Here is a 23,730-nt window from a genome sequence, read left to right as displayed (position 1 = left end):
GCCTGATTGAGGCCTATCACTTTGAGCCGGGCCCGCAAGCTTGCGTAGTGACCCCACTTCGCGCTCTCGGTTGCGGGCCCGGCTCAAAGTGATTTTCACGGCCTCAGGCGACGGGATGACCACCCAGCTCCTTTGTGCGCTGCGCGCTCAGCGGCCGGCCGGTGTCACGTTCAGCATCATGCCCGCCAAACCGCGTGCCCTTACCGACAGCTTCTTTGCCACGTCGCTCAACACCACCGATGCCGGTGCCTGCGGCTCGGACAGGACGATCGGTGTGCCCGCGTCACCCTGGGCTACCACTCGGGGGTCCATCGGGACCTGGCCCAGCAGCGGCACCTCCGATCCGATCGACTTCGACAGCGACTCCGCCACCGTGGCGCCGCCGCCCGAGCCGAAGATCTCCATTCGCTCTCCGGAAGGCGTCTCCAGCCACGACATGTTCTCGATCACGCCCGCCACTCGCTGGCGCGTCTGCAGCGCGATCGCTCCGGCTCGCTCGGCCACCTCCGCCGCCGCCTGCTGGGGGGTTGTCACCACCAGGATCTCCGCGTTGGGGATCAGCTGGGCCACCGAAATCGCGATGTCGCCCGTGCCCGGGGGGAGGTCCAGCAGGAGGATGTCCAGGTCGCCCCAGAAGACGTCCGACAGGAACTGCTGCAGTGCTCGGTGCAGCATCGGGCCGCGCCAGACCACCGGGGTGTTGCCCGGGGTGAACATGCCGATCGAGATCACCTTCACGCCGTGGGACTGCGGCGGCATGATCATCGTGTCGACCTTGGTCGGCTTCTCGCGCGCGCCCAGCATGCGGGGGATCGAGTGGCCGTAGATGTCCGCGTCCACCACACCCACCGACAGGCCCCGCGCGGCCATCGCCGCCGCCAGGTTGACCGTCACCGACGACTTGCCGACGCCGCCCTTGCCCGAGGCCACGCAGTACACCCGGGTCATCGAGCCCGGCTGCGCGAACGGGATCACCGGCTCGGCCGCGTCGCCGCGCAGGGACTTGCGCAGCTCGGAGCGCTGCTCGTCGCTCATCACGTCCAGCTCGACGCGCACGTCCACCACGCCCGGCAGCTTCGAAACCGCCTCGCGCGTGTCGTTGGTCAGCGTCGCCTTCAGCGGGCAGCCGGCCACCGTCAGGTAGATGCCGACCGTCACGACGCCGTCGTCACCGACGACCACGTCCTTGACCATCCCCAGGTCCGTGATGGGTTTCCGGATCTCGGGGTCTTGCACGCTCTTCAGCGCGCTGCGGACGTCGTCGACGCTGGGGAGCTGCTGCGTACTGGTCACCCCGTCCATGTTACGTACCGGTAGGCGTCCGGGACTTCTTGGGCTTTACGTCCAGGTCCTCCCGCAGCCGGTCCAGCTCGCTGCGCAGGTAGTCGCGCGTCGCCACTTCGCCGATCGCCAGCCGCAGCGCGGCCAGCTCGCGGGCCAGGTACTCCGTGTCCGCCTTGGTCTGGGCCGCCCGGTTGCGGTCCTCCTCCAGCGAGACGCGGTCCCGGTCGTCCTGGCGGTTCTGCGCCAGCAGGATCAACGGCGCCGCGTACGCCGCCTGCGTCGAGAACGCCAGGTTGAGCAGGATGAACGGGTACGGGTCCCACTGCAGCGACACCGCCGTGATGTTCAGCACGATCCACACGACGACGATCAGCGTCTGCCAGAACAGGTACTTCCCGGTGCCGAGGAACCGCGCGATCCGCTCGGTGAACCGGCCGAACGAGTCCGGGTCGATGTTCAGCTTGAACCGGGCCTGGCTGCGGGGCTGGTCGAGCCGCCGTCCCGAAGTCGGCTCAGGCACGGTCTTCCTCCAAGGTGTCGTGCAGCCCGGTCTCCCGCCAGTCCTCGGGCAGCAGGTGGTCGAGCACGTCGTCGACGGTCACCGCGCCGATCAGGTGGTCCTCGGTGTCGACGACCGGCCCGCAGGTCAGGTTGTAGGCCGCGAAGTACCGCGTGACCTCGGCCAGCGACGCCCCCGGCGTCAGCGGTGGGAGCCCGGTGTCCACGGCGCTGGCCACCAGCTCGGCCGGCGGCTCCCGCAGCAGGCGCTGGAAGTGGACGACGCCGACGTAGCGCCCGGTCGGCGTCGCCGTCGGCGGGCGGCAGACGAACACCATGCTCGCCAGCGCGGGCGGCAGCTCGGCGTTGCGGATGTGGGCCAGCGCCTCGGCGATCGTCGTGTCCGGGGTCAGCACCACCGGCTCCGGCGTCATCAGGCCGCCCGCGGTGTCCGACGAGTACTCCAGCAGCCGCTTCACCGGCGCCGACTCCTCGGGCTCCATCAGCTCCAGCAGCCGGCTCTGCTCGGCCGGCGCCAGCTCGGCCAGCAGGTCGGCCGCGTCGTCGGGGTTCATCGCCTCCAGGACGTCGGCCGCGCGCTCCTCGGCCAGGTAGGCCAGCAGCTCCTTCTGGTCGTCGTCCGGCAGCTCCTCGATGACGTCGGCGAGGCGCTCGTCGTCCATCGCGTCGGCGACCTCGTGCCGGCGCTTGAGCGGCAGGTCGCGCACGGTCGCGGCGATGTCGGCCGGGCGCATCGTGTCGAACAGCATCAGCAGCTGGCCCGCGCCCTGGGGCTGGGCGCCCAGGTCGGCCAGGCCCAGCCCGGCCACCTCCGACCATGGCAGCACCTGCATCGCGGCGCGGCGGCGGCCCAGCCCGACCCGCCGCTCGCGGATGGCCAGCTTGGCGAGCACCCAGTCGCGGGTGCGGGTCGGTTCCATCCCGGCGTCGACGACGGTGATCCGGGTGCCCGACCCGGCCAGCGTCGCGTGCGCGTCGAGCAGCTGGCCGAGCACCAGCACCTCGTTGGGGCGCTGGTTGAACTGGCGCATGTTGACCGAGCCGGTGGCGAGCGTCACCGCGCTCGGCTCGATCGAGGTGACCCGCAGCATCGGCACGAAGACCCGCCGCCGGGTGGCCAGCTCGACGACCAAGCCGAGGATCCGCGGCGGCTGCGCGTCCAGGCGCAGGCCGGCGACCAGGTCGCGGACGCGGCCGATCGATTCGCCGTCCGGACCGAAAACCGGCAACCCGGACAGCTGAGCTGCGAAAACCCTGTTGACCGCGGCCATGCCGCTGACACTATCGGCTGGCTGCCCAGGGAGCGATTTCCGCCACTGTGACGAAGGCCGGGTCGTCGCTGTCTTCGCCCGTTTCGAGCTGTTCCTCCACCATCCAGATCCAGTTCTGCACCGCGCGGACCAGCGTCCAGGAGCGAGCGCGTTCGGCGTCCAGTTCGTGCGAAGCGACGATGAGCGCGAACCGTTCGTCCAGTGTGGACTCGGTGAAGCGGTTCCAGAACAGCGGGATGACGCCCCACTCGAGGTCGCCGGCCAGTGGCTTCGGGTCGATGACCAGCCACGGCTCGCGCGTGCCGGCCAGGACGTTCTGGAAGTGCAGGTCCTCGTTCACCAGCACGTCACCCGCCGACGGCCCGAGTTCGCGGCAGATCGCGACGGCGGCGTCGACCAGCCGCTTCTCGAACGGCTCGCCGAGTTCGGCCCAGCGGCGGGGGAGTTCCTCGGCCAGCCGCGCCGCCTCGGTGCGCAGGTGCCGGGCCAGTGCTGCCGGTGCGGGGACGGCCAGCCGCCGCGCGAGACCGCCGATCAGCGGGATCGCCGAGCGCAGCGGGAGGTCGTCGAGGGTGCGGCCGGGGTCGAGCCGCTCGAGCAGCAGGACGCCCTCGTCCGGCGCGGAATCCAGCAGCAGCACCGCTCCTCGACCGGCCCATGTGGACAGTGCGAGCGGTTCGTCGGCGGACTCGGCGTCGCGCCAGCCCAGCTTCAGCACCACCGGCGTGCCGTCGGGCAGGCGCGCGGGCTGCACCACGCCGACGTAGCCGTGCATGGCTTCGCCCTCGAACACCAGGCTCCACTTCCGGGCGTACTCCGCGGCGAGCTCCGGCAGGGCGGCCAGCCACGGGACGGCCCCCGGCCCGAGGACCTTCGGCGCGCGGGCGGCGAACAGCGGGGGAACGCGAAGATCGGTCACCACCCCAGCCTGGCCGCTGTGTCCAGTGCATTTCGTCAGCTCCCGGGCGGGCGTACGCTGGGCTTTCAAGGGGAAACGCAACCCCGGGAGCAGTCATGGTGGTGGAGGTTCTCAGCGCCGTCGTCCTCGCCGGCGGGGTCTGGCTGGCGTCGAGCGTGCGGGTCGTGAAGCAGTACGAACGCGGGCTGATCTACCGGTTCGGGCGGGTGCGGTCGCGGGTCCGCGAGCCGGGGCTGACGGTGCTCGTGCCGTTCGCGGACCGGCTGCAGAAGGTCAACATGCAGATCGTGACCATGCCGATCCCCGCCCAGGACGGCATCACCCGCGACAACGTCACGGTCCGCGTCGACGCCGTCGTCTACTTCAAGGTGATCGACCCGGTGGTCGCGGCGGTCAACGTCCAGGACTACCGGTCGGCGGTCGGCCAGGTCGCGCAGACGTCGCTGCGCTCGATCATCGGCAAGAGCGAGCTCGACGACCTGCTCTCCAACCGCGAGCGCCTCAACGAGGGCCTGGAGCTGATGATCGACAGCCCGGCGCTGGACTGGGGCATCCACATCGACCGCGTCGAGATCAAGGACGTCGCGCTGCCGGAGGCGATGAAGCGCTCGATGTCGCGGCAGGCCGAGGCGGAGCGGGAGCGGCGTGCGCGGGTCATCTCCGCCGACGGCGAGCTGCAGGCGTCGCACAAGCTCGCGCAGGCCGCGGCGAGGATGGCCGACACCCCCTCGGCGCTGCAGCTGCGGCTGCTGGAGACCGTGGTGCAGGTGTCGTCGGAGAAGAACTCGACGCTGGTGCTGCCGTTCCCGGTGGAGCTGCTGCGGTTCCTCGACGCGCACACGGCCAAACCGGCCGCCCCGGCGGCCCCGCCGGCCGAAGCCGAGCCCGAGCCCGAGGCCGAGCTCACCGACGCGAAACCGGAGGTGAACGGCCACGCCACCCCGTCGCCGCGCAGCCCCGGCGACGCGGTGCTGCCGTCGGCGGACTAGCCGTTCAGGTAGCCGTTCGTGCCCAGGATGATCAGGGTGGTGAAGAAACCGACCCACAGCGCGATCACGACGTAGCCGATGATCACCGCGGCCGTGGCCAGCCCGCGGCCGCCCGCTTCGCCGCGGTTGGTCTTGGCGAGCGCGATGTGGCCCATGATGAGCCCGGCGAGCGCGGTGACACCGGAGCAGAACCCGAGGATCGAGCACACCAGGGCCCCGACCGCCAGCGCGTTGTCCTGCGCGCGCGGCGACGCGTACGGCTGCCCGTACGGCGCGGGCTGCCCGTACGGGGCCGGTGCCGCGTACGGCTGGCCGTAGGCCGGGGGGTACGGCTGCTGCTGGTAGGCCTGCGGGACCGGCTGCCCCGGCGGCGCGAACGGCGTGCCGGGGATGTAGGCCGCCGGCGTCTCGTACGACCCGGGCGGCAGCCCGCCGGGCTGCTCCGCGGTCGCAGCGGACGGTGGCTCGGCCGCGACGGTCTCGGTGGCTTGAGGCTCGTCCGCCGGGACCGGCTCGGCGACGGTGGCGTCGGCCGACGGCGGGTCGTAGTTCTCCGGCCGGTACGGCGCCGGGTCCGCCGTCGGTGGCGGGTCGTAGGCCGCGGTCGGGTCGGCCGGGCGGTCCTTGTCCCCGGACGGGTCGGTCATGACGGATCCCCTCGATGCGGATGGGCGACCAGCGGTGTCACGCGTAGCCGAGGAAGCCGAGCGCGAGCCCGAGTGCGAAGAACCCGATGTTGAGCGCGATGCCGACGTACCCCACGATGATCGCCGCCAGCGCGACGCCCTGGCCGTCGGCTTCGCCGCGCTTCGCCTTGCCGTGGGCGATGTGGCCCATGATGATCCCCGCGATGCCGACCAGGAAGCACAGCACGAAGCCGAGGACCGAGCAGACGAGCGCCCCGACCGCGAGCCCGGAGCCCTGCGGCGGCGGGGCCTGCATCCCGGGGTAGCCCGGGTACTGCGGGTAGCCGCCGCTCGGGTACTGCTGGCCGTAGCCGGGCTGCTGGTAGCCGGACGGCTGGCCGTAACCGGGCTGCTGGTAGCCACCCGAGGGCGGCTGCTGGCCGTACGGGTTGTTCGGATCCTGCGGATAACTCATGATCTCTCCCCTCTTCCCGCACTTTACGGGGCCGGACCCGCTGAGCGTGAGCGCCCTCATAGCAGCGTTGCGGCTTTGGGGTCATACTCACCGGTAACCCAGCGCCGGGAGCGGCGTCGTACTCCGGAAAGGGAGCCGTGATGGCCCGTCTCGCCCAGACCGCCGGCCTGACCGACGTGCAGTCGGAGATCCTCGCGACCGTCCGCCAGTTCGTGGACAAGGAGGTCATCCCGCACGCGCAGGAGCTCGAGCACGCCGACACCTACCCGGCGGACATCGTCGCGGGCATGAAGGAGATGGGCCTGTTCGGGATCACCATCCCGGAGGAGTACGGCGGGCTCGGCGAGTCGCTGCTGACCTACGCGCTGGTCGTCGAGGAGATCGCCCGCGGCTGGATGAGCGTCTCCGGCGTGATCAACACGCACTTCATCGTGGCGCACATGATCTCCCGCCACGGCACCGAGGCGCAGAAGCAGCACTTCCTGCCGCGGATGGCCACCGGCGAGGTCCGCGGCTCGTTCTCGATGTCGGAGCCCGACCTCGGCTCGGACGTCGCGGCCATCAAGACCAAGGCGAAGAAGACCGACGACGGCTACGTCATCGACGGCTCGAAGATGTGGCTGACCAACGGCGGCTCGTCCAACCTGATCGCGCTGCTGGTCAAGACCGACGAAGGCGCCGAGAAGCCCCACCAGAACCTGACGACGTTCCTGGTCGAGAAGCCGGAGGGCTTCGGCGAGGTGGCGCCGGGCCTGACCATCCCCGGCAAGATCGACAAGATGGGCTACAAGGGCGTCGACACGACCGAAGCGGTCTTCGACGGCTACCGCATCGGCGCCGACATGGTGCTCGGCGAGGCGCCGGGCAAGGGCTTCGCGTACATGATGGACGGTGTCGAGGTCGGCCGCGTCAACGTCGCGGCGCGCGCCTGCGGCATCGCGATCCGCGCCTTCGAACTGGCGGTGGAGTACGCCCAGCAGCGCAAGACGTTCGGCAAGGCGATCGCCGAGCACCAGGCCGTCGCGTTCAAGCTGGCCGAGATGGCGACCAAGGTCGAGGCAGCGCACCTGATGATGGTGAACGCGGCCCGGCTCAAGGACTCCGGCGCGCGCAACGACGTCGAGGCCGGGATGGCCAAGCTGATCGCGTCCGAGTACTGCGCGGAGGTCACGCAGGACGCCTTCCGCATCCACGGCGGCTACGGGTACTCCAAGGAGTACGAGATCGAGCGGCTGATGCGCGAGGCACCGTTCCTGCTGATCGGCGAGGGCACCAGCGAGATCCAGAAGACCATCATCAGCCGCGGGCTGCTGCGCGAGTACAAATCGCGGTCCTGACGAATTTTGTCGCTCTGTCGACAAACGACCGCCCGGCCTTTCGGGGTAAGCGGCTCGCACGGTCCGGGCGTTCTTGACAAGATGGACGCCCGGACAACGAGTGCGCAGGTGATGATGTGAGTAGTCCCTTTGGCGGGGGGCGGGCGCCCGGTGGGCTGCCGCGGCTGCCGACCCCGCCGACCGGCTGGCCGATCGGGTCGTACGCGACCTACGGCGAGGCCCAGCAGGCCGTCGACTTCCTCGCCGAAAGCGAGTTCGCCGTCGGCGACGTCACGATCGTCGGCGTCGACCTGATGCTCGTCGAGCGCGTGATCGGGCGGCTGACCTGGGGCCGCGTGCTCGGTACCGGCGCGGTGTCCGGTGCGTGGTTCGGCCTGTTCGCGGGGCTGCTGCTGGGGTTGTTCGTCAACCAGGGGTTCGCGTTGCAGGTGCTGACCGGGGTCGTGCTCGGGGTGCTGTCCGGGCTGATGTTCGCGGCGATCGGGTACAGCATGTCCCGTGGCCGCCGCCGGGACTTCTCCTCGGCGAGCCAGCTCGTCGCCGGCCGCTACGACGTCCTGTGCCAGCCGCGCTCGGCCGAACAGGGCCGGGAACTGCTGGCCAAGCTGGCCCTCAAACCGCCCTCCGCGAACCCCTGAAAAACCCCTGCTTTACCAGCGGAGAATCACGATTCGACGCGCGGTGCGCTGGATCGTTACCGATACTGCTTGCGGGGTGTGATCGCCCGGCATAAGTTGTCCGACACCAGTCGGGCGGCCTCGCCCTGCAGCGCGGCGGCCCGAGCACTAGCACGTCGGGGTGCTGGCGCGGTTTCGCCTCATCGCGTCGCGGTGCCACCGGTACCGCGGTAACCGGCGTGCACGCGGGTGAGGAGGCCTTATGGGGAAGAGGATCGGCGCGGGCAAACGGGGACGGTCGCCCGGCCGCACCGCCGTCCTGCTGGGGGCAGGGGCACTGGTGACCGGCATGCTCGCCGGTTGCGCGACGAGTTCCGGGCTCAAGATCAACATCTACATGTCGCCCGAGGACAACTTCCAGAAAGTGGTCGACCGCTGCAACCAGCAGGCGGCGGGCAAGTACGAAATCGTCTACAACAAGCTCCCGCGCGGGGCGGACGACCAGCGGCTGCAGATGGCGCGCCGGCTGGCGGCGGGTGACACCGCCATGGACATCCTCGGTCTCGACGTCACGTGGGTTTCGGAGTTCGCCGAAGCCGGCTGGGCCGAGGAGTGGACCGGCAAGAACAAGGCGGAGGCGTCCGAGGGTGTCCTGCAGGGCCCGCTCGACACCGCCACCCACAACGGGAAGCTGTACGCGGCCACGAAGAACACCAACGTCCAGCTGCTCTGGTACGACGACCGGCTGACACCGACGCCGCCGGCGACCTGGGACGAGATGATGCAGAAGGCCCAGGAGCTCAAGGGCCAGGGCAAGCCGCACGAGATCGTGTTCACCGGCGCGCAGTACGAAGGCCTGGTCGTCTTCTACAACACGCTGGTCGCGTCCATGGGCGGGCACATCCTGTCCGACGACGGCAAGTCCGTGGTGATGGACGACGGCGCGGTGAAGGCGCTCGAGCTGCTCAAGAAGGTGTCGACCTCCGGGCTCACCGACCCGTCGCTGAGCAACATGAAGGAAGACGACATCCGGCAGGCGTTCCAGCGCGGCCAGGCCGCCTTCCAGCTCAACTGGCCGTACGTCTACGCCGCCTACGCCAAGGACAAGAAGGCGGACCTCCCGCACTTCAAGTGGGCGGTCTACCCGGCCGCCGCGCCCGGCGTGCCCGCCCGGACCACGATCGGCGGGTTCGACCTGGCGGTGAGCACGTACTCGCAGCACAAGCCGGAGGCCTTCGAAGCGGCGCTGTGCCTGCGCAGCCCGGAGAGCCAGAAGATCTCCGCGATCAACGACGGCGTGCCGCCGAGCATCGAATCCGTCTACCACAACGACGTTCCGCTCGACCCGGGCAAGCCGGCGTCGGACGACAACCCGAACATGGCGAGCAAGTACCCGATGCGCGACGCCATCCTCGCCGCGCTGAAGACCGCCGCGGTGCGCCCGCTGACCCCGGCGTACCAGAACGCCTCGACGGTCATCTCGAAGATCCTTTCCCCGCCGTCGGACATCGACCCGCAGGCCACCGCGGCCAAGCTGCGCGAGCAGCTCGGTGACGCGCTCCAGTCGAAGGGAGTGATTCCGTGACCGTCCAGGACTCGACCCCGGCCGAGGCCGCCGGGGCCACCGTCGCCGGGGAGGCGACGTCGCACAAGAAGGGCAAACCCGCCCTCTCCGAAGGGAAGAAGGCCGAGCGGCGGCTCGGGCTCTGGCTGTGCGCGCCCGCGTTCATCGTGATGATCGCGGTCACCGGCTACCCGATCCTCTACTCGCTCTGGCTTTCGCTGCAGCGGTACGACCTGCGGTTCCCGGCGCAGCAGGAGTTCGTCGGCTTCGACAACTACGGGGCCGTGCTGTCCAGCTCGTACTGGTGGACCGCGTTCGGCACCACGATGTTCCTCACCGTGGTGTCGGTGGCGATCGAGTTCGTGCTCGGCATGGCGCTGGCGCTGATCATGCACCGGACGCTCGTCGGCCGCGGCCTGGTCCGCACCGTCGCGCTGATCCCGTACGGCATCGTCACGGTCGTCGCGGCGTTCTCGTGGTACTACGCGTGGACGCCGAAGACCGGCTACCTGGCGAACATGCTCGCCTCGGACGCGGCCCCGCTCACCGAGCAGTGGCCGTCGCTGTTCATCATCATCGGCGCCGAGGTGTGGAAGACCACGCCGTTCATGGCGCTGCTGCTGATGGCCGGCCTGGCGCTGGTGCCGGAGGACCTGCTCAAGGCCGCGGCGATGGACGGCGCGAGCGCGTGGCAGCGGTTCACCAAGGTGATGCTGCCGGTGATGAAGCCGGCGATCCTGGTGGCGCTGCTGTTCCGCACCCTGGACGCGTTCCGCATCTTCGACAACATCTACGTGCTCACCAACGGCGCGCAGGACACCGGTTCGGTGTCGATGCAGACCTACGACAACCTGGTCAAGGGCCTCAACCTCGGCATCGGGTCGACGATGGCGGTGCTGATCTTCATCACGGTGGCGATCATCGCCTTCATCTTCATCAAGGTGTTCGGCACGGCCGCACCCGGTTCGGACACAGGGGGTAAGCGCTGATGACGATGGGAACCGTCACGACGGGCCGCAAGGTCAGGTGGGGCCTGGTCGACATCCTGGTGCTGGTGTTCGCGCTGGTGCCGGTGCTCTGGGTGATTTCGCTGTCGTTCAAGACCAAGGACACGCTGACCGACGGGGCGTTCATCCCGCAGTCGTGGACCTGGCAGAACTACGCGGACATCTTCCAGACCTCGGAGTTCCTGCTGGCGCTGGTGAACTCGATCGGCATCGCGATCATCTCGACCGTGATCGCGGTGGTGCTCGGCACGATGGCCGCGTACGCGATCGCCCGGCTGGACTTCCCCGGCAAGCAGCTGCTGGTCGGGCTCTCGCTGCTGATCGCGATGTTCCCGCAGGTGTCGCTGGTGACGCCGCTGTTCAACATCGAGCGGAACCTCGGGCTGTTCGACACGTGGCCCGGCCTGATCCTGCCCTACATCACGTTCGCGCTGCCGCTGTCGATCTACACGCTGTCGGCGTTCTTCCGCGAGATCCCGTGGGAGCTGGAGAAGGCGGCCAAGATGGACGGCGCGACGCCGGCACAGGCGTTCCGCCGGGTGATCGCGCCGCTGGCCGCGCCGGGTGTGTTCACCACGGCCATCCTGGTGTTCATCTTCTGCTGGAACGACTTCCTGTTCGCCATCTCGCTGACGTCGACCACGGCGTCGCGCACGGTGCCGGCCGCGCTGTCGTTCTTCACCGGGTCCTCGCAGTTCGAGGACCCGACCGGGCAGGTGTGCGCGGCCGCGGTCGTGATCACCATCCCGATCATTGTGTTCGTGTTGTTCTTCCAGCGTCGCATCGTGGCGGGGCTGACCTCCGGTGCGGTGAAGGGGTAGCGCTATGGCAGAGATCGTGCTCGACAAGGTGTCGAAGAAGTACCCCGACGGTGCCCTCGCCGTGTCCGAAGTGGACATCACCATCGCCGACGGCGAGTTCATCATCCTGGTCGGCCCGTCCGGCTGCGGGAAGTCGACGACGCTGAACATGGTGGCCGGCCTGGAGGACATCTCCTCCGGCGAGCTCCGCATCGACGGCCAGCGCGTCAACGAGAAGGCGCCGAAGGACCGGGACATCGCGATGGTGTTCCAGTCCTACGCGCTCTACCCGCACATGAGCGTCCGGGAGAACATGGCCTTCCCGCTGCGGCTGGCCAAGGTCGACGACAAGACGGTGCGGGCGAAGGTCGAGGAGGCCGCGAAGATCCTCGACCTGACCGCGCACCTGGACCGCAAGCCGGCCAACCTCTCCGGTGGCCAGCGCCAGCGCGTCGCGATGGGCCGGGCGATCGTCCGCAGCCCCAAGGCGTTCCTGATGGACGAGCCGCTGTCCAACCTGGACGCCAAGCTGCGCGGCCAGATGCGCACGTCGGTGTCGAAGATCCAGAAGCAGCTCGGCACGACGACGCTGTACGTCACGCACGACCAGACCGAGGCCATGACACTGGGCGACCGGGTCGTGGTGCTGCGGGCCGGCTACGTCCAGCAGATCGGCTCGCCGCAGTTCCTCTACGACAACCCGGCGAACCTGTTCGTGGCCGGGTTCATCGGCTCGCCGTCGATGAACTTCGTCCCGGCGACGCTGGAGAACAACGAGCTGCGCAGTGCTCTCGGCACGACACCGCTCACCGACCGCGTCCGGCAGCTGGTGGAGCGGGCGAACGCGCCCCGCGAGGTCATCGTCGGCATCCGGCCGGAGCACTTCGAGGACGCGGCACTCGTCGAAGCCGGCCAGAAGGCAGGCGGCGCCACCTTCACCGCGCACATCGACGTGCTGGAGTCGATGGGCTCGGAGAAGTTCGCCCACTTCACCCTGGAGGGCGAGACGGCGACGTCCGAGGAACTCGCGGAGCTGGCCGCGGACAGCGGTTCGTCCGACGTCCCCGGCGCGGAGTCCCAGATCGTGGCCCGGCTGTCGGCGGAGTCGTCGGCGAAGGAGAACGCGGACCTCGAAGTCTGGTACGACGCGGACAAGATCAAGCTGTTCGACCCGTCGAACGGCAGGAACCTCACCTACGAGGACTAGGCCGCCGGGAGGCGGGGGAAGATCGAGCCGGCCGCACCGCGGGCGAGGGCACACGTGCCGTCGCCCGCGGTGCCCGCGGTTTCGACGACGCTGATCTCCGCCAGTTCCCGGTGGCCCGGCAGGCCCGGGGCGGGCTGGGTCGTGTCGACCAGGCAGAACGCGCCGGCGACGCGGACGCGCGCGTCGCGGCCGCCGATTTTTTCCGCCGGGACGGCCGGTTCCGTCGTCTCCACGGTGAGCCGGAAGCTCACCTTGCCGCGGATGCAGCTGTGCCCGGACAGGCCGGTCGTCGGCTGGCTGTTCGGGCCGGCCGCGGCGTCGAGGTCGTGGTTGTCGAGCGGCACGCACGGAGCCACCCGGCCCCACGAGCGGTCCGGGAACGTCAGCCGCCCGACCTGGTGCCGGGTGATCGCCGTCAACGCCGAGCGGACGGCCGCGTCGGCGACGCCGCAGCGGGCCTCCTGGTCGCCGGTGCCGTCGGTGACCGACAGGTCGATCCGGTTGCCGTCGGCGAAGGTGATCGCGCGGGTGCAGGCGCTGCGGTCGTTGAACATCGACTGCTGGATCGCCACGCCGTCGGGCACCGAGCCGGGGTAGTTCTCGTAGGGCTTGAGGTTCGGGTCGGCGTCGAAGGCGAGCGGCCCGACGGTGATCGTGCGCGGACCGGCTTGGGCGCGGCAGCTTTCGAACGTCGGGACGGCTTCGGTCACCCCGGGCACGGCCAGCAGGCTGCAGAAGTCGATGCTGCCGAAGTCGCCGAGCGCGGCGGAGGCGGTCAGCGGGGTGGGCCCGGAATCCGGCTCGGGCGCGGCCTGGGTGGTGGCGCAGCCCCCGGCGAGGAGGGCGCAGAACATCGCGACGGCCAAGCTTTTCGGACGCGGGTACACGGGGTGCAAGTATCGCCGCATCGCGCCGAAAAACCAGCCCTGACGGGGACATCTCTCATTCTTTTCCCAGGTGCCCGGCACGAACGGGCAGCTCAGGCGGTTTTGCCCGGGTTTCTTGAACGATTTTCGTCTTCGCCGTCCCCTAGGGGAGAGATCCTTCCCGTGAGCGATGCGGAAGCGGGTACTCCGGTGGTGAAGTGGAGGTATCGACTTCGAGGAAAGGGAACGACGATGAGCGCACCGGTCACACGACGGCTGTCCCGTCCGCGCCACGGCCGCATGATCGGCGGCGTCTGCGCGGGCCTGGCCCAGCGGTACGGCATGAAGCCCGGCACCGTCCGGCTGCTGGCCGTGCTGTCCTGCCTGCTGCCCGGGCCGCAGTTCGTGGCCTACCTGATCCTGTGGGCGGTCATCCCGTCCGAGTGAGGTGTCCGACGCGCCGGTGATCCGCAGCGATCACCGGCGCACTGCGGTGCCTCAGGGGCGCCAGCAGGACATCGCTTCGTCGACTTCGCGCTCGCTCAGCGGCGGGTGCGGCAGCACCGACGGCTTGCCGGGCTCGGCGCGGAGCCCGTCGAGCAGCATGGTGAGGGAACGCCGCCAGAGGTCCGGGTCCACCGCGCAGGTGAACTCCACCACCGAGCCGACCATCATGTGCACCATCGCCATGTCCGAAGGCGCGAAGTCCGGCCGCAGGCCGCCTGCCGCCTGGGCCCGCTCGATGAGCTTTGTGATCAACGGCACCATGCGGGCTTTCTTTTCGGCGACGTGGTCGTGGCCGAACTGGTTGGACAGCATGATCTCGCGCAGCCCCCGGTCGGCGGAGTGCAGCTCGGCCGCCTGCCAGGTGAAGTCGACGAACGCCTGCCAGGCGTCTTCGGCCTTCAGCGCCTCGACGGCGAGGTCGCCGATTTCTTCCATCCGCTCGGCGAACATGGCCTCGACCAGGTGTTCCTTGCTGGGGAAGCGGCGGTAGACCGTGCCGACGCCGAGGCCGGCGTGGTGGGCGATGTCGTCCAGCGTGGCTTCGAGCCCGCGCTGGCCGAACACTTCGCGGGCCGACGCGAGGATGCGACGGCGGTTGAGTTCAGCGTCACGCCGCAGCGGCCGCGCCGGTGCGGCGGGACCAGCGTCCCGTGCCATGGGTCCAGTCTAGCTCGTGAAGTAGAGGCGGCATCTCCAGTTCTTGTGTACCTTGGGTCGGGTAAGGGGAGATACCTACTCCACATAGTCTTGTGATCACGATCTGTGAGGGACATCCATGTCCGAATCCACACTCGCCGTCGCGCCGTCGGGGGACACGCGCGCCGCCGGGAACCCCCACCACGCCAGACGCTGGCTGATCCTGGTGATGATCGGCATCGCGCAGCTGATGGTCGTGCTGGACGCGACCGTCGTGAACATCGCGCTGCCGTCGGCCCAGCTCGACCTGGGCTTCTCCAACGACGCCCGGCAGTGGGTCGTCACCGCCTACGCGCTCGCCTTCGGCAGCCTCCTGCTGCTCGGCGGGCGGCTCGCGGACCTCTTCGGCCGCAAAAACGCGCTCCTCGTCGGCCTGGCCGGCTTCGCCGCGGTGTCCGCGCTCGGCGGCGCGGCGACCAACATCGAGATGCTGCTGGTCGCCCGGGCGGCCCAGGGTGTGTTCGGCGCGCTGCTCGCGCCCGCCACGCTTTCGCTGCTGACCACGACGTTCACCGACCCGAAGGAGCGCGGCCGCGCGTTCGGCGTGTTCGGCGCCATCGGCGGTGGCGGCGCGGCGGTCGGGCTGCTGCTCGGCGGCGTGCTCACCGAGTACCTCGACTGGCGCTGGTGCATGTTCGTGAACATCATCTTCGCCGTGATCGCCTTCGCCGGCAGCTCGGTCCTGCTGCGCAACCAGAAGGACGACGGCCCGCGGCCGAAGCTCGACCTGCCGGGCACGATCACCGCGTCAGCCGGGCTGTTCGCGCTGGTCTACGGCTTCGCGAACGCCGAGTCGGACTCGTGGTCGTCGGTGTCGGTCTGGGGCTTCCTGACCGCCGGCGTGGTGCTGCTGGGCGTGTTCACCTGGCTGCAGCAGCGCGTCGCGCACCCGCTGCTGCCGCTGCGCGTGCTGCTCGACCGCGACCGCGGCGGCTCGTACCTGGCGATGTTCCTGCTCGCCATCGGGATGTTCGCGATCTTCCTGTTCCTGACGTTCTACGTGCAGCAGAATCTGCAGTTCACCCCGATCCAGAGCGGCGTCGGCTTCCTGCCGATGGTGGCGACGCTGATGCTGGCGGCGACCACGGCGACGGCGGTCCTGCTGCCGCGGTTCGGCCCGCGGCCGCTGGTGCCGACGGGCATGGCGATCGCGGCCGCGGGTCTGTTCTGGCTGAGCGGCATCGGTCTCGGCAGCACGTACGCCTCCGGCGTCCTCGGCCCGCTGCTGGTGATGGGCTTCGGCATCGGCCTGGCGATGGCGCCGGCGATGAGCGTGGCGACCTTCGGTGTCGAGGCGCACGACGCCGGTGTCGCGTCGGCGGCGGTGAACACGATGCAGCAGGTCGGCGGTTCGATCGGCACGGCGCTGCTGTCGACGCTGGCCGGCAACGCGGCCGCGGCCTTCATCGAGGGCAAGACCCCGACGCCCCAGCTGGCGGCCGAGGCGGCCATCGAGAGCTACACGACGGCGTTCACCTGGGCCGCGGTGATCTACGTGGCCGGCGCGGTGATCACCGCCCTGCTGCTGCGCCCGGGCGTCCCGAAGGGCGAAGCGGCGCCGGGCGCCGTGCACATGTAGCAGTTCCTGGTGGCGTGACCGGGCTTCGCCGCGAAGCCCGGTCACGTCACCAGCCCGTGCCGGTAGGCGTAGACCACCGCCTGGACGCGGTCGCGCAGGTCCAGCTTCGTCAGGATCCGGGAGACGAACGTCTTCACCGTCTCCTGGCTGATCACCAGCCGTTCCGCGATCTCGCTGTTGGACAACCCGTCCGCCAGCAGGCGCAGCACCTCCAGCTCGCGAGGCGTCAGCGGCACCTGCGGGGCGGCGTCCGAAGCGGGCCGGATCCGGGCGCCGTACCGGCCGACCAGGCGGCGGGTCACCTCCGGGTCCAGCAGGGCCGCACCCGTGGCCACCGTGCGGATGCCGTGCAGCAGCCGGTCCGGGGGCGCGTCCTTGAGCAGGAAGCCGCTCGCCCCGGCGCGCAGGGCCTCGTAGACGTACTCGTCGAGGTTGAACGTCGTCAGCACCAGCACCTTGACCGGGTGCGGGACCCCCGCTCCGGCCAGCAGGCGGGTGGCCTCGATGCCGTCGAGCACCGGCATGCGCACGTCCATCACCACGACGTCCGGGTGCAGCCGGGCGGCGAGGTCGACCGCCGCGCGGCCGTCGCCGCACTCGCCGACCACCTCGAAACCCGGCCGGGCGCCGATGATCGTCACCAGGCCGGTGCGGATCAGCATCTGGTCGTCGCAGACCAGGACCCGGATCGGGGCGCTCACGTCGGGTTCCCCGTCGGGATCCGGGCGCGCACGGCGAATCCGCCGCCGTCGTGGCCCGCCCTGAAGTCGCCGCCCAGGACGGCGACCCGCTCGCGGAGCCCGGCGAGCCCGCGGCCGCTGCCGCCGGGGGAGGCGCTCGCCGCCCCGTTCGTGCTGACCGCCACCGCGATTTCCCGGTCCCCGTGGTGCACTTCGACCGACGTCCGGCTGCCCCGGGCGTGCTTGAGGGCGTTCGTCAGCGACTCCTGCACGACCCGGTAGGCCACCAGGTCGGCGCTGCCCGCCGACTCCGCGGGCGTGCCGTCCTCGGTGAACTCCACCGGCTGACCGGCCTGGCGGGCCTGCTCGACGAGCGAAAGCAGCCCGCCGGGCGACGGACGGCCGACTTCGGTGCCGTGGTCGGGGTTCAGCAGGTCCAGCAGGTGCCGCAGGTCGGTGATGGCCCGGCGGCCGGTGTCGGTGATCGCGGTCAGGGTCTGGTCCAGCCGCTCGGGCGCGGCCGTCAGGTACCGGGCCGCTTCGGCCTGGACGACCATCGCCGTCACGTGGTGGGTGACGACGTCGTGGAGCTCGCGGGCGATGGTGGTGCGTTCGGCGGCCCGGGTGTCCTCGGCGACGCGGCGGCGGTGCCGGGCTTCGGCGGCGCGGGTCCGGCGCAGCCACGCCCCGATGCCCCACGCGAACGCCAGCAGGAGATAGAACGTCACGAACTCCGAGATCGGCTCCGAGCCGAGCCGGGAGAGGGCGATCGCCAGCACCGCGTACGCCACCGAGAGCACGGCCACGGTGGTGCGCCGGAGCCGTTCGAGGTGGGCGCCGGCGCTCACCAGCGCGAAGCCGAGCCCGGCGGCGGCGACCGTGTGGTAGCCGAGGAGCTGGTCGACGGCGAAGCCGAGCGCCACCAGCGTCAGGCTCACCGCCGGCCACCGCCGTCGCACGGCGAGCGGCAGGCTTTCGACGGCCACCACGAGGACGGCCAGCGCGTCGAACGGCCGGTCCGGCACGCCGCCGACCTGCGTCCCGTGGCCTTGGAGCACGGGCAGGAACGACCCGGCCAGCAACAGCAGCCCGAGGGGCAGATCACGGATCACGACGTCCAGCCGGCGCCACCGCGCCAGTGCCGCCCGGTGCTCGATCACGCGGGAAGTGTAGTGACGTCAGCGGTGCGCTCTTCGCGGCGCCGGGGCACCAGCCGGCCGCGCCGGTGGGCCAGCCGCAGGAAGACGCCCGTCGCCAGGAAGCAGAACAGCACCGAGTAGAGGCTGCCCTCCGGACCGAAGTCGCCGCCGGTGAGCAGCGGCGACCCGGACGTGACGGCGTCCAGCAGCCCCTGCGAGGCACCCTGGCCGGAGACCACCGCGCCGAAGATCCCGGCCCCGGCGAAGTTCCAGCCGAAGTGCAGGCCGATCGGCAGCCACAGCTTGCGCGTCGCGATGTACGCCGAAGTCAGCAGGCCGCCGCCCTCGATGGCGATGGCGAGGGCGCCCCACAGGCTCGCGTGCTCGTTGAACAGGTGCATCAGGCCGAACACCAGCCCGCTCAGCACCAGGGCGAGCCAGGTGCCGGTCCACTTCTCGACGAACCGGAACAGGATGCCGCGGAACAGCAGCTCCTCCGTCACCGCGGCGGCGGCCATGAAGCCGACGAGCCCGAGCGCTCCCGGCACGCTGCCCCAGCCGCGGATCTCGTAGTCCCCGACGAACGCGATGTTCGCGATGACGGCCGCGAACAGGGCGATCCCGACCAGCGTCCCCCGGCCGAGCGCGCTCCGGGCCCCCGGCCCGGCCAGCTCGGTGACCGGCCGCTGCTCGGTTTTCCGCACCACCCAGCGGTAGGCGTAGACCGCGAGCACGGCGGTCAGGCCGCCGAACAACAAGGTCAGCCACGGGTTCCCGTCCACCGCGGCAACGCAGAGCTGCCCCGCGAACGCCACCGCCGCCACCGCCAGCAGCTGCCACACGAACCTCATGAGAACCCCTTCGCCTTTCCCGCGGCGGAAGCCCCGCGGCCTGGGAAGAACGCTAGGGATCCGGCGGCGGCGAATCGTCACCATCGAGTGGGCACCCGCGGGTAGCTCGCACGGGGGACGCTTGAACCTTTCGGGGGCCCGGCGCCCTAATAAGGACGTGGCCAGGGACGTCGAATTCAGCGAGTACTTCTCCGCGCGGGTCCAGCGGTTCCGCCGGGTGGCGTTCGCGCTCTGCGGGGACTGGCACGCGGCCGAAGACTTGGTCCAGGCCATGTTCGTGCAGCTGTACCGGCGCTGGCGGCGGGTCCGGCCGGGCACGGTCGACGCCTACGCACGCCGGATCCTGCTGAACCTGTTCCTGGCCGGGCGGCGGGTTTCCGGCCGGGAGTACGTGACGTCCTCGGTGCCGGAGCGGGCGTCGCCGCCGGGCCGCGACTCGTCGTTGCGGCTCGACGTCGAGCGGGCGCTGGCCGGGCTGACGCCCCGGCAGCGGGCGATGGTGGTGTTGCGGTTCCTCGAAGACCTGCCGGTGAGCGAGGTGGCGGCGCTGCTCGGGGTCGCCGAAGGAACGGTCAAGTCCCAGACGGCCCGCGGGGTCGAGGCCTTGCGCGCGGCCCTGCCGGCGCCGACGGCGGAGGAGTCGTGATGGAGGACGTCCGGACGGCGTTGACGGCCTACGTGACCGAGGGCGAGCCGCCGCTCGGGCTGTCCGGCGACGCGGTGCTGGCGGCGGCCCGCCGGGCGCGCCGGCAGCACCTGGTCACCGGCGCGGTCGCGGTGTGCGTGGTCGTGCTGGCCCTCGCGCTGGCGGTGGTGGTGCTGCCGCACCGGGGCGAAATCGCGAGCACGCCGTGCCCGGGCGGCACGGACACGCGGACGGCGCTGGTCGAGCGGCTGAGCTGCCTGGTCGGGCGGGCGGTGCGCGCGCTGCTGCCGCCCGAAGCGCAGATCTCGCGGTTGACGATCCCCGGCGAGACGCCGCCGGCGGACCCGTTCCACCTGATCGCCGACCCCGCCGGGCCCCACCCGCAGGACGCGGTGTTCCACATGGGCGTCCGGGTGACCGACGCGCGGGGGACGGGCTCGGTGTACTTCCTCATCCTGCCCGGCGGCGGGGGTGGCCCGAAGTGCGGTGACCCGGAGCAGCTCGTCTGCCGCACGGAAACCACGCCTGCGGGCCTGCTGTGGCTGTCGACGCTGCGCTCGGGTGACATCGTGACCAACCGGGTGGGCTTGGCCGCGCCGAACGCGCACGTGCAGTTCTGGTCGACCAACAGCGGCGTGCTGTCGCAGACGGGCGTCCGGCTCCCGAAGCAGCGCTCGGAGCCGACGCTGACCCTCGACCAGGTGCGGCTGCTGGCGCTGACCCCGGGCTTGGACTTCCCGCTGTGACGTGCGGGCTCAGGGCACCAGCGCCACGAACCCGAGGCCGGTCGTGCGCTCGGCCACGTCGAGAGCCGCCGCCGGGTCGGCCAGGCCGGTGGTCACCAGCTGGACCGCCGAGAGGTCCAGCAGCCCGGACCGGACCAGCTGCCACACCGTCGTCACCGTCCGCTCGTCGCTCATCCACGAGCCGCGCAGGGTGAGGCGGCGGTGCATCAGGTCGCCGTACGGGACGGCCAGTTCGTGGCGCACGCCGCCGACGAGCACCAGGGTGCCGCGCACCCGCAGGCTGTCGTAGGCGGCCATCGTCGCGTCGGCCGACGGGGTGGCGCCGAGCGTGTCGACGGCCACGTCCACCGGGCCGATGCCCGCCGCGTCCGCCGCCCGGTCGCCGGTCAGCCGGTGGGTGCGCACGCGCGGGTCGAGCGCGGCCAGCCTGGTGAGCGCGGTCTCGTTGCGGCCCACGGCCGTCACCGTCGCCGCGCCTTCGGCCAGCGCCGTCAGCACCGCCGCGCCGCCCAGCTGGCCGGTCGCCCCGACCACGGCGACGTCACGGCCGGCGAGCGGGCCCGCTGCGTGCAGGCCGGTGGCGGCGATGCACAGCCACGGCAGGAACGCCAGGCGGGCCGGGTCCGGGTACGCCTCCGCACCGGGCAGCTTGACCAGGGTTTCCTTGGCGCACAGGGCTTTCTCCGCGAAGACGCCGTCGCGCCACACCGTGCGCATGCGGTCGGTCCGTGCGCTGCCCGCGCCGGAGCCGCCCAAGCCGACCCAGCCCACCAGGATCTCGTCGCCGCCGCCCGCGTCGAGCAGCGCGGTGTCCAGCACCAGGTCGCCCGGCTCGACGTGGAACACGTCCGGCGCGACGGCGAGCACCCGCCCGACGCAGGACGGCCCGAGGACGAGGGGCACCGGCAGGCCGCCGCGGTTCCCCCGCACCACGGCTTTCGTGTACGCCGGGACGTGCGCGGCGAGCACCTCCACGAGCACGCCACCGCCCTTCAGCGTGGGCTCCGGCACTTCGGAGAGACGGACATCTCGTGCGGTGGCGATCCAAGCTTGCATGGCTCCAGCTTCGCGGCCCGTTAAGCTGGTATCCAGAATCGCCTTATTCTGGTACTGGAGGTTCCAGGGTGAGTACCGAACTCGGCGTGTTCCTCCGCAGCCGCCGCGAGCGGCTGGCCCCGGCCGACGCGGGCCTGCCGGCCACCGGGCGCCGCCGCACGCCCGGGCTGCGCCGCGAGGAACTGGCCCTGCTGGCCGGCATCAGCGCCACCTGGCTCACCTACCTCGAGCAGGGCCGCGACGTGCGCCCCTCCGGCCAGGTGCTCGACGCGCTGGCCCGGGCGTTGCGGCTGACCGCCGCCGAGCAGGAGCACCTGCACCGCCTCGCGGGAGGCGGCGCGATGCCGGAGGAGAACCTCGGCGAAGAAGCCGCGCCCGAGGTCGCGGGCGTCCCGGCGCTGCTGGGCGGGAATCCCGCGTACGTCACCGGGATCTGCTACGACGTCCTCGCGCTCAACGCGGCAGCCGAGGAGCTGCTCCGCGGCATCGGACGGGGCGGGAACATCGTGCGCTGGCTGTTCACCGAGCCGGCCGCGCGCGAAGTGCTGGTCGACTGGGAGCAGGAAGCCCGCGCGGTCCTGGCCCGGCTGCGGGCGATCGCGGGCCGGTACCCGGACCACCCGCGGGTGACCGGGCTGGTGGCCGAGCTGACCGAGGCCGGCCCCGAAGTGCGCGCGTGGTGGCCGCAGTACGACGTCCAGTTCAGCCACGCGGGCCACAAACGCCTGCGGCACCCCCGGCTGGGCGAGATCACCGTGCCGCACGCCGCGTTCCACGTCGCCGAGCGGCCCGAGCAGACGCTGGTGGTCTACCACCTAGTGACGCCGTGACCGCAGCGTCTCGATGACGTCGTCGTCCCAGCGGTGGGTGCGGATCAGGCGGTACCGCTCCGCCGCCACCCACATGTACGCCTCCGCGTCGGTGCGGTCGCCGATCAGGTCCGCCTGCCGCAGCATCCCCACCACCGGCACGAACTCCTCGTCGAACCACCGCTGCGCGATGCTCGCCCGGTCGCAGAACTTGCCTTCGTCCTGCATCAACCGGAAGCCCCACGCCTCCACGTGCTCGCCCAGCTTCGCGTAGTCCCACGGGTCCGACACGATCACCGACGCGCGTGCGTGGCCGGTCAGCGGGACGCGCTCCAGGAACAGCCGCCGGTAGTCCTTGACGATCAGGTCGCCGCGGTGGCGGATGCCACTCGGGTCCAGTTTGGTGCGGACCACCGTCACCATGGCCTCTATTGTGGACAGTCCCTGGGCGAGCGCCACCGAGACGCGGTGGTGGCCGTCGATGATGAAGTGCAGCTCGCCGACCCGGTAGACCTCGATCGGCGGGATCTCCTCGCCGCGGCGGGCGGCCAAGGCCAGCCGCTCCCAGCGCTCGCGGACCCGGGCCGACGTCGGGCGGAAGCGGCGGTCGAAGTCGCGGCTGCGGTCGACCGTGCCGACGATCGACTCCAGCTTGATCACCCGCAGCCCGATCCGGTGCTCGCCGAGGTAGCCCAGCGCCTCCACCACCTCGTGGAACGGCAGCATGATGTTGACGTCGTCGGGTTCGCGGCGCAGCCACGTCGAAAGCCGCGAGAGCACCTGGCCCCGGCGCGCGCGGAGGAAGTCGTTCTCCGCGTCGGCGCGGGGGAAGCCCGTCTCTTTCATGGCAACTCCATGATCCGGTGGCCCACCACGTTGCGGATCCGCGTCGAGCCGACGACCCGGTCCGGCACCGGCTCGCCGTGGGGGTGGATGTGGCCGTGCAGCAGCCACTTCGGGCGCAGCGCCTCGATCGTGCGGTGCAGGCACGCGAACCCGCGGTGCGGCGGGTCCGCGCGGTCGCCCAGGTTCAGCGGCGGCGAGTGGGTCAGCAGGACGTCGACGTCGTGGCCGTCGCGCCACCGCCGGAACCGGGCGCGCCGGACCAGCCCGCGGGCCCGCCGGGCCTGCTGGCGCTGCGTCCACTGGTTCGGCCCGTCGTTGTAGCGGATCGAGCCGCCGAGCCCGGCGAACCGCAGGCCGGCGACGTCGACGAGCCTGCCGTCGGCGTTGATGCCGCCCGCCGGGCCGGGCCAGACCGTGGGAAATCCGTCCTTCATGGACAGCCCGCCGTAGCGGGTGTAGCCGCTCAGGTCCGGGTCGTGGTTGCCGGGCACGAACACGCACGGCACGTCGAGCGCGCTGGCCAGGAACGCGAGGTAGTCGTAGGGCAGGTCGCCGGCACCGATGACCAGGTCGACGGAGACGGCGCGGACCGCGTCGGTCCACAACCGCTCGTCGACCTCGTCGGAGACGACCAGCGCTTTCGGCATGCGCCCAGGGTACGACGCACGAGCCTCATTTCATCCCGTGCGCGAAC

Annotated in this window: 26 protein-coding genes; 12 read left to right on the top strand and 14 right to left on the bottom strand. The window is 71.0% G+C overall.

Annotation, left to right across the window (positions count from 1 at the left end):
* Window positions 1-147 precede the first annotated feature (147 nt).
* Genes ABZX11_RS44880 through ABZX11_RS44865 form a run of 4 tightly spaced genes read right to left on the bottom strand, consistent with a single transcriptional unit; the run spans window position 148 to window position 3,996 of the window.
* Window positions 148-1,293 (bottom strand): P-loop NTPase, encoded by a 1,146-nt coding sequence (locus ABZX11_RS44880; protein WP_354924842.1) that lies wholly within the window; start codon window positions 1,291-1,293, stop codon window positions 148-150.
* Window positions 1,294-1,303: 10 nt separating this feature from the next.
* Complete coding sequence (locus tag ABZX11_RS44875) at window positions 1,304-1,804, bottom strand: DUF1003 domain-containing protein (protein WP_354924840.1); 501 nt, start codon at window positions 1,802-1,804, stop codon at window positions 1,304-1,306.
* Window positions 1,797-3,074: a CBS domain-containing protein gene (locus ABZX11_RS44870; protein ID WP_354924838.1), complete on the bottom strand. Its 1,278-nt coding sequence runs from the start codon at window positions 3,072-3,074 to the stop codon at window positions 1,797-1,799. The genes ABZX11_RS44875 and ABZX11_RS44870 overlap by 8 nt, the downstream gene beginning before the upstream one ends.
* 10 nt (window positions 3,075-3,084) lie before the next feature.
* A complete protein-coding gene (locus ABZX11_RS44865) occupies window positions 3,085-3,996 on the bottom strand; it encodes an aminoglycoside phosphotransferase family protein (protein ID WP_354924836.1) in 912 nt (303 codons plus the stop codon).
* Window positions 3,997-4,088: 92 nt separating this feature from the next.
* On the opposite strand from ABZX11_RS44865, the gene ABZX11_RS44860 reads away from it, so the two are divergent.
* Entirely contained in the window at window positions 4,089-4,982 is an 894-nt protein-coding gene (locus tag ABZX11_RS44860) for a slipin family protein (RefSeq protein WP_176172960.1), read from the top strand.
* Here ABZX11_RS44860 and ABZX11_RS44855 read toward each other — a convergent pair.
* Window positions 4,979-5,629, bottom strand: coding sequence for a DUF4190 domain-containing protein (locus tag ABZX11_RS44855; protein WP_354924834.1), 651 nt, complete (start codon window positions 5,627-5,629; stop codon window positions 4,979-4,981). The genes ABZX11_RS44860 and ABZX11_RS44855 overlap by 4 nt on opposite strands.
* Before the next feature lie 37 nt (window positions 5,630-5,666).
* A complete protein-coding gene (locus ABZX11_RS44850) occupies window positions 5,667-6,083 on the bottom strand; it encodes a DUF4190 domain-containing protein (protein WP_176172958.1) in 417 nt (138 codons plus the stop codon).
* Between the two features lie 140 nt (window positions 6,084-6,223).
* On the opposite strand from ABZX11_RS44850, the gene ABZX11_RS44845 reads away from it, so the two are divergent.
* The 6 genes from ABZX11_RS44845 (at window position 6,224) to ugpC (ending at window position 12,615) form a co-directional block, all read left to right on the top strand.
* A complete protein-coding gene (locus ABZX11_RS44845; RefSeq protein ID WP_176172957.1) occupies window positions 6,224-7,420 on the top strand; it encodes an acyl-CoA dehydrogenase family protein in 1,197 nt (398 codons plus the stop codon).
* A 116-nt stretch (window positions 7,421-7,536) separates the two neighbouring features.
* The gene (locus ABZX11_RS44840) at window positions 7,537-8,058 is read left to right on the top strand and encodes a general stress protein (protein WP_176172956.1); all 522 of its coding nucleotides are present in this window, start codon (window positions 7,537-7,539) and stop codon (window positions 8,056-8,058) included.
* A 241-nt stretch (window positions 8,059-8,299) separates the two neighbouring features.
* Complete coding sequence (locus ABZX11_RS44835) at window positions 8,300-9,622, top strand: ABC transporter substrate-binding protein (RefSeq protein ID WP_176172955.1); 1,323 nt, start codon at window positions 8,300-8,302, stop codon at window positions 9,620-9,622.
* Complete coding sequence (locus tag ABZX11_RS44830) at window positions 9,619-10,590, top strand: sugar ABC transporter permease (protein WP_176172954.1); 972 nt, start codon at window positions 9,619-9,621, stop codon at window positions 10,588-10,590. Before ABZX11_RS44835 ends, ABZX11_RS44830 begins: the two co-directional genes overlap by 4 nt.
* Window positions 10,590-11,429, top strand: a complete 840-nt coding sequence (locus ABZX11_RS44825) for a carbohydrate ABC transporter permease (RefSeq protein ID WP_176172953.1) — start codon at window positions 10,590-10,592, stop codon at window positions 11,427-11,429. Before ABZX11_RS44830 ends, ABZX11_RS44825 begins: the two co-directional genes overlap by 1 nt.
* A 4-nt stretch (window positions 11,430-11,433) precedes the next feature.
* Window positions 11,434-12,615 (top strand): sn-glycerol-3-phosphate ABC transporter ATP-binding protein UgpC, encoded by a 1,182-nt coding sequence (gene ugpC, locus ABZX11_RS44820; protein ID WP_354924831.1) that lies wholly within the window; start codon window positions 11,434-11,436, stop codon window positions 12,613-12,615.
* Here the strand turns inward: ugpC and ABZX11_RS44815 are convergent.
* On the bottom strand, window positions 12,612-13,502 hold the full coding sequence (locus tag ABZX11_RS44815) for a hypothetical protein (RefSeq protein WP_354924829.1): 891 nt from the start codon (window positions 13,500-13,502) through the stop codon (window positions 12,612-12,614). The two genes, ugpC and ABZX11_RS44815, sit on opposite strands and share 4 nt — an antisense overlap.
* 231 nt (window positions 13,503-13,733) lie before the next feature.
* Between ABZX11_RS44815 and ABZX11_RS44810 the strand changes: the two genes are divergently transcribed.
* A complete protein-coding gene (locus ABZX11_RS44810; RefSeq protein WP_176172951.1) occupies window positions 13,734-13,928 on the top strand; it encodes a PspC domain-containing protein in 195 nt (64 codons plus the stop codon).
* A 51-nt stretch (window positions 13,929-13,979) separates the two neighbouring features.
* On the opposite strand, the gene ABZX11_RS44805 is transcribed toward ABZX11_RS44810, so the two are convergent.
* On the bottom strand, window positions 13,980-14,645 hold the full coding sequence (locus ABZX11_RS44805) for a TetR/AcrR family transcriptional regulator (RefSeq protein WP_354924826.1): 666 nt from the start codon (window positions 14,643-14,645) through the stop codon (window positions 13,980-13,982).
* Window positions 14,646-14,763: 118 nt separating this feature from the next.
* On the opposite strand from ABZX11_RS44805, the gene ABZX11_RS44800 reads away from it, so the two are divergent.
* Complete coding sequence (locus tag ABZX11_RS44800) at window positions 14,764-16,263, top strand: MFS transporter (RefSeq protein WP_354924824.1); 1,500 nt, start codon at window positions 14,764-14,766, stop codon at window positions 16,261-16,263.
* Between the two features lie 41 nt (window positions 16,264-16,304).
* Here the strand turns inward: ABZX11_RS44800 and ABZX11_RS44795 are convergent, their stop codons facing one another.
* The 3 genes from ABZX11_RS44795 to ABZX11_RS44785 are packed head-to-tail and all read right to left on the bottom strand — an operon-like array spanning window position 16,305 to window position 18,933.
* Window positions 16,305-16,964 carry a response regulator transcription factor gene (locus tag ABZX11_RS44795; protein WP_354924822.1) on the bottom strand — a complete coding sequence of 220 codons (660 nt, stop codon included), beginning with the start codon at window positions 16,962-16,964 and terminating at the stop codon, window positions 16,305-16,307.
* Window positions 16,961-18,103, bottom strand: coding sequence for a histidine kinase (locus ABZX11_RS44790; protein WP_354924820.1), 1,143 nt, complete (start codon window positions 18,101-18,103; stop codon window positions 16,961-16,963). Before ABZX11_RS44790 ends, ABZX11_RS44795 begins: the two co-directional genes overlap by 4 nt.
* The gene (locus ABZX11_RS44785) at window positions 18,100-18,933 is read right to left on the bottom strand and encodes a CPBP family intramembrane glutamic endopeptidase (protein WP_354924818.1); all 834 of its coding nucleotides are present in this window, start codon (window positions 18,931-18,933) and stop codon (window positions 18,100-18,102) included. The genes ABZX11_RS44790 and ABZX11_RS44785 overlap by 4 nt, the downstream gene beginning before the upstream one ends.
* Before the next feature lie 157 nt (window positions 18,934-19,090).
* Here ABZX11_RS44785 and ABZX11_RS44780 point away from each other — a divergent pair, with 157 nt between their 5' ends.
* Together ABZX11_RS44780 and ABZX11_RS44775 are read left to right on the top strand one after the other, a co-directional pair.
* Window positions 19,091-19,579: a SigE family RNA polymerase sigma factor gene (locus ABZX11_RS44780; protein WP_354924816.1), complete on the top strand. Its 489-nt coding sequence runs from the start codon at window positions 19,091-19,093 to the stop codon at window positions 19,577-19,579.
* Window positions 19,579-20,325, top strand: a complete 747-nt coding sequence (locus ABZX11_RS44775; protein ID WP_354924814.1) for a hypothetical protein — start codon at window positions 19,579-19,581, stop codon at window positions 20,323-20,325. The genes ABZX11_RS44780 and ABZX11_RS44775 overlap by 1 nt, the downstream gene beginning before the upstream one ends.
* Before the next feature lie 9 nt (window positions 20,326-20,334).
* Here ABZX11_RS44775 and ABZX11_RS44770 read toward each other — a convergent pair whose 3' ends face one another.
* The gene (locus ABZX11_RS44770; protein ID WP_354924812.1) at window positions 20,335-21,381 is read right to left on the bottom strand and encodes a zinc-binding dehydrogenase; all 1,047 of its coding nucleotides are present in this window, start codon (window positions 21,379-21,381) and stop codon (window positions 20,335-20,337) included.
* Window positions 21,382-21,449: 68 nt separating this feature from the next.
* Here ABZX11_RS44770 and ABZX11_RS44765 point away from each other — a divergent pair, with 68 nt between their 5' ends.
* A complete protein-coding gene (locus tag ABZX11_RS44765) occupies window positions 21,450-22,211 on the top strand; it encodes a helix-turn-helix transcriptional regulator (RefSeq protein WP_354924810.1) in 762 nt (253 codons plus the stop codon).
* Here the strand turns inward: ABZX11_RS44765 and ABZX11_RS44760 are convergent.
* Window positions 22,197-23,036 carry a ParB N-terminal domain-containing protein gene (locus ABZX11_RS44760; protein ID WP_176172941.1) on the bottom strand — a complete coding sequence of 280 codons (840 nt, stop codon included), beginning with the start codon at window positions 23,034-23,036 and terminating at the stop codon, window positions 22,197-22,199. The genes ABZX11_RS44765 and ABZX11_RS44760 overlap by 15 nt on opposite strands.
* On the bottom strand, window positions 23,033-23,683 hold the full coding sequence (locus ABZX11_RS44755) for a metallophosphoesterase (RefSeq protein WP_354924808.1): 651 nt from the start codon (window positions 23,681-23,683) through the stop codon (window positions 23,033-23,035). Before ABZX11_RS44755 ends, ABZX11_RS44760 begins: the two co-directional genes overlap by 4 nt.
* Between the last annotated feature and the right edge of the window lie 47 nt (window positions 23,684-23,730).

This window comes from Amycolatopsis sp. NPDC004169, assembly GCF_040610315.1.
Classification (GTDB): Bacteria; Actinomycetota; Actinomycetes; order Mycobacteriales; family Pseudonocardiaceae; genus Amycolatopsis.
The sequence above is the reverse complement of the archived record's forward strand: the minus strand, read 5'-3'. Positions and strand labels throughout refer to the sequence as shown.

Excerpts from the sequence above, each read along its gene's own strand:
- ABZX11_RS44870 (WP_354924838.1), bottom strand. The coding sequence starts at position 3,074 with ATGGCCGCGGTCAACAGGGTTTTCGCAGCTCAGCTGTCCGGGTTGCCG.
- ABZX11_RS44860 (WP_176172960.1), top strand. The coding sequence starts at position 4,089 with ATGGTGGTGGAGGTTCTCAGCGCCGTCGTCCTCGCCGGCGGGGTCTGG.
- ABZX11_RS44855 (WP_354924834.1), bottom strand. The coding sequence starts at position 5,629 with ATGACCGACCCGTCCGGGGACAAGGACCGCCCGGCCGACCCGACCGCG.
- ABZX11_RS44850 (WP_176172958.1), bottom strand. The coding sequence starts at position 6,083 with ATGAGTTATCCGCAGGATCCGAACAACCCGTACGGCCAGCAGCCGCCC.
- ABZX11_RS44845 (WP_176172957.1), top strand. The coding sequence starts at position 6,224 with ATGGCCCGTCTCGCCCAGACCGCCGGCCTGACCGACGTGCAGTCGGAG.
- ABZX11_RS44835 (WP_176172955.1), top strand. The coding sequence starts at position 8,300 with ATGGGGAAGAGGATCGGCGCGGGCAAACGGGGACGGTCGCCCGGCCGC.
- ABZX11_RS44825 (WP_176172953.1), top strand. The coding sequence starts at position 10,590 with ATGACGATGGGAACCGTCACGACGGGCCGCAAGGTCAGGTGGGGCCTG.
- ugpC (WP_354924831.1), top strand. The coding sequence starts at position 11,434 with ATGGCAGAGATCGTGCTCGACAAGGTGTCGAAGAAGTACCCCGACGGT.
- ABZX11_RS44810 (WP_176172951.1), top strand. The coding sequence starts at position 13,734 with ATGAGCGCACCGGTCACACGACGGCTGTCCCGTCCGCGCCACGGCCGC.
- ABZX11_RS44805 (WP_354924826.1), bottom strand. The coding sequence starts at position 14,645 with ATGGCACGGGACGCTGGTCCCGCCGCACCGGCGCGGCCGCTGCGGCGT.
- ABZX11_RS44800 (WP_354924824.1), top strand. The coding sequence starts at position 14,764 with ATGTCCGAATCCACACTCGCCGTCGCGCCGTCGGGGGACACGCGCGCC.
- ABZX11_RS44785 (WP_354924818.1), bottom strand. The coding sequence starts at position 18,933 with ATGAGGTTCGTGTGGCAGCTGCTGGCGGTGGCGGCGGTGGCGTTCGCG.
- ABZX11_RS44775 (WP_354924814.1), top strand. The coding sequence starts at position 19,579 with ATGGAGGACGTCCGGACGGCGTTGACGGCCTACGTGACCGAGGGCGAG.
- ABZX11_RS44770 (WP_354924812.1), bottom strand. The coding sequence starts at position 21,381 with ATGCAAGCTTGGATCGCCACCGCACGAGATGTCCGTCTCTCCGAAGTG.
- ABZX11_RS44760 (WP_176172941.1), bottom strand. The coding sequence starts at position 23,036 with ATGAAAGAGACGGGCTTCCCCCGCGCCGACGCGGAGAACGACTTCCTC.
- ABZX11_RS44755 (WP_354924808.1), bottom strand. The coding sequence starts at position 23,683 with ATGCCGAAAGCGCTGGTCGTCTCCGACGAGGTCGACGAGCGGTTGTGG.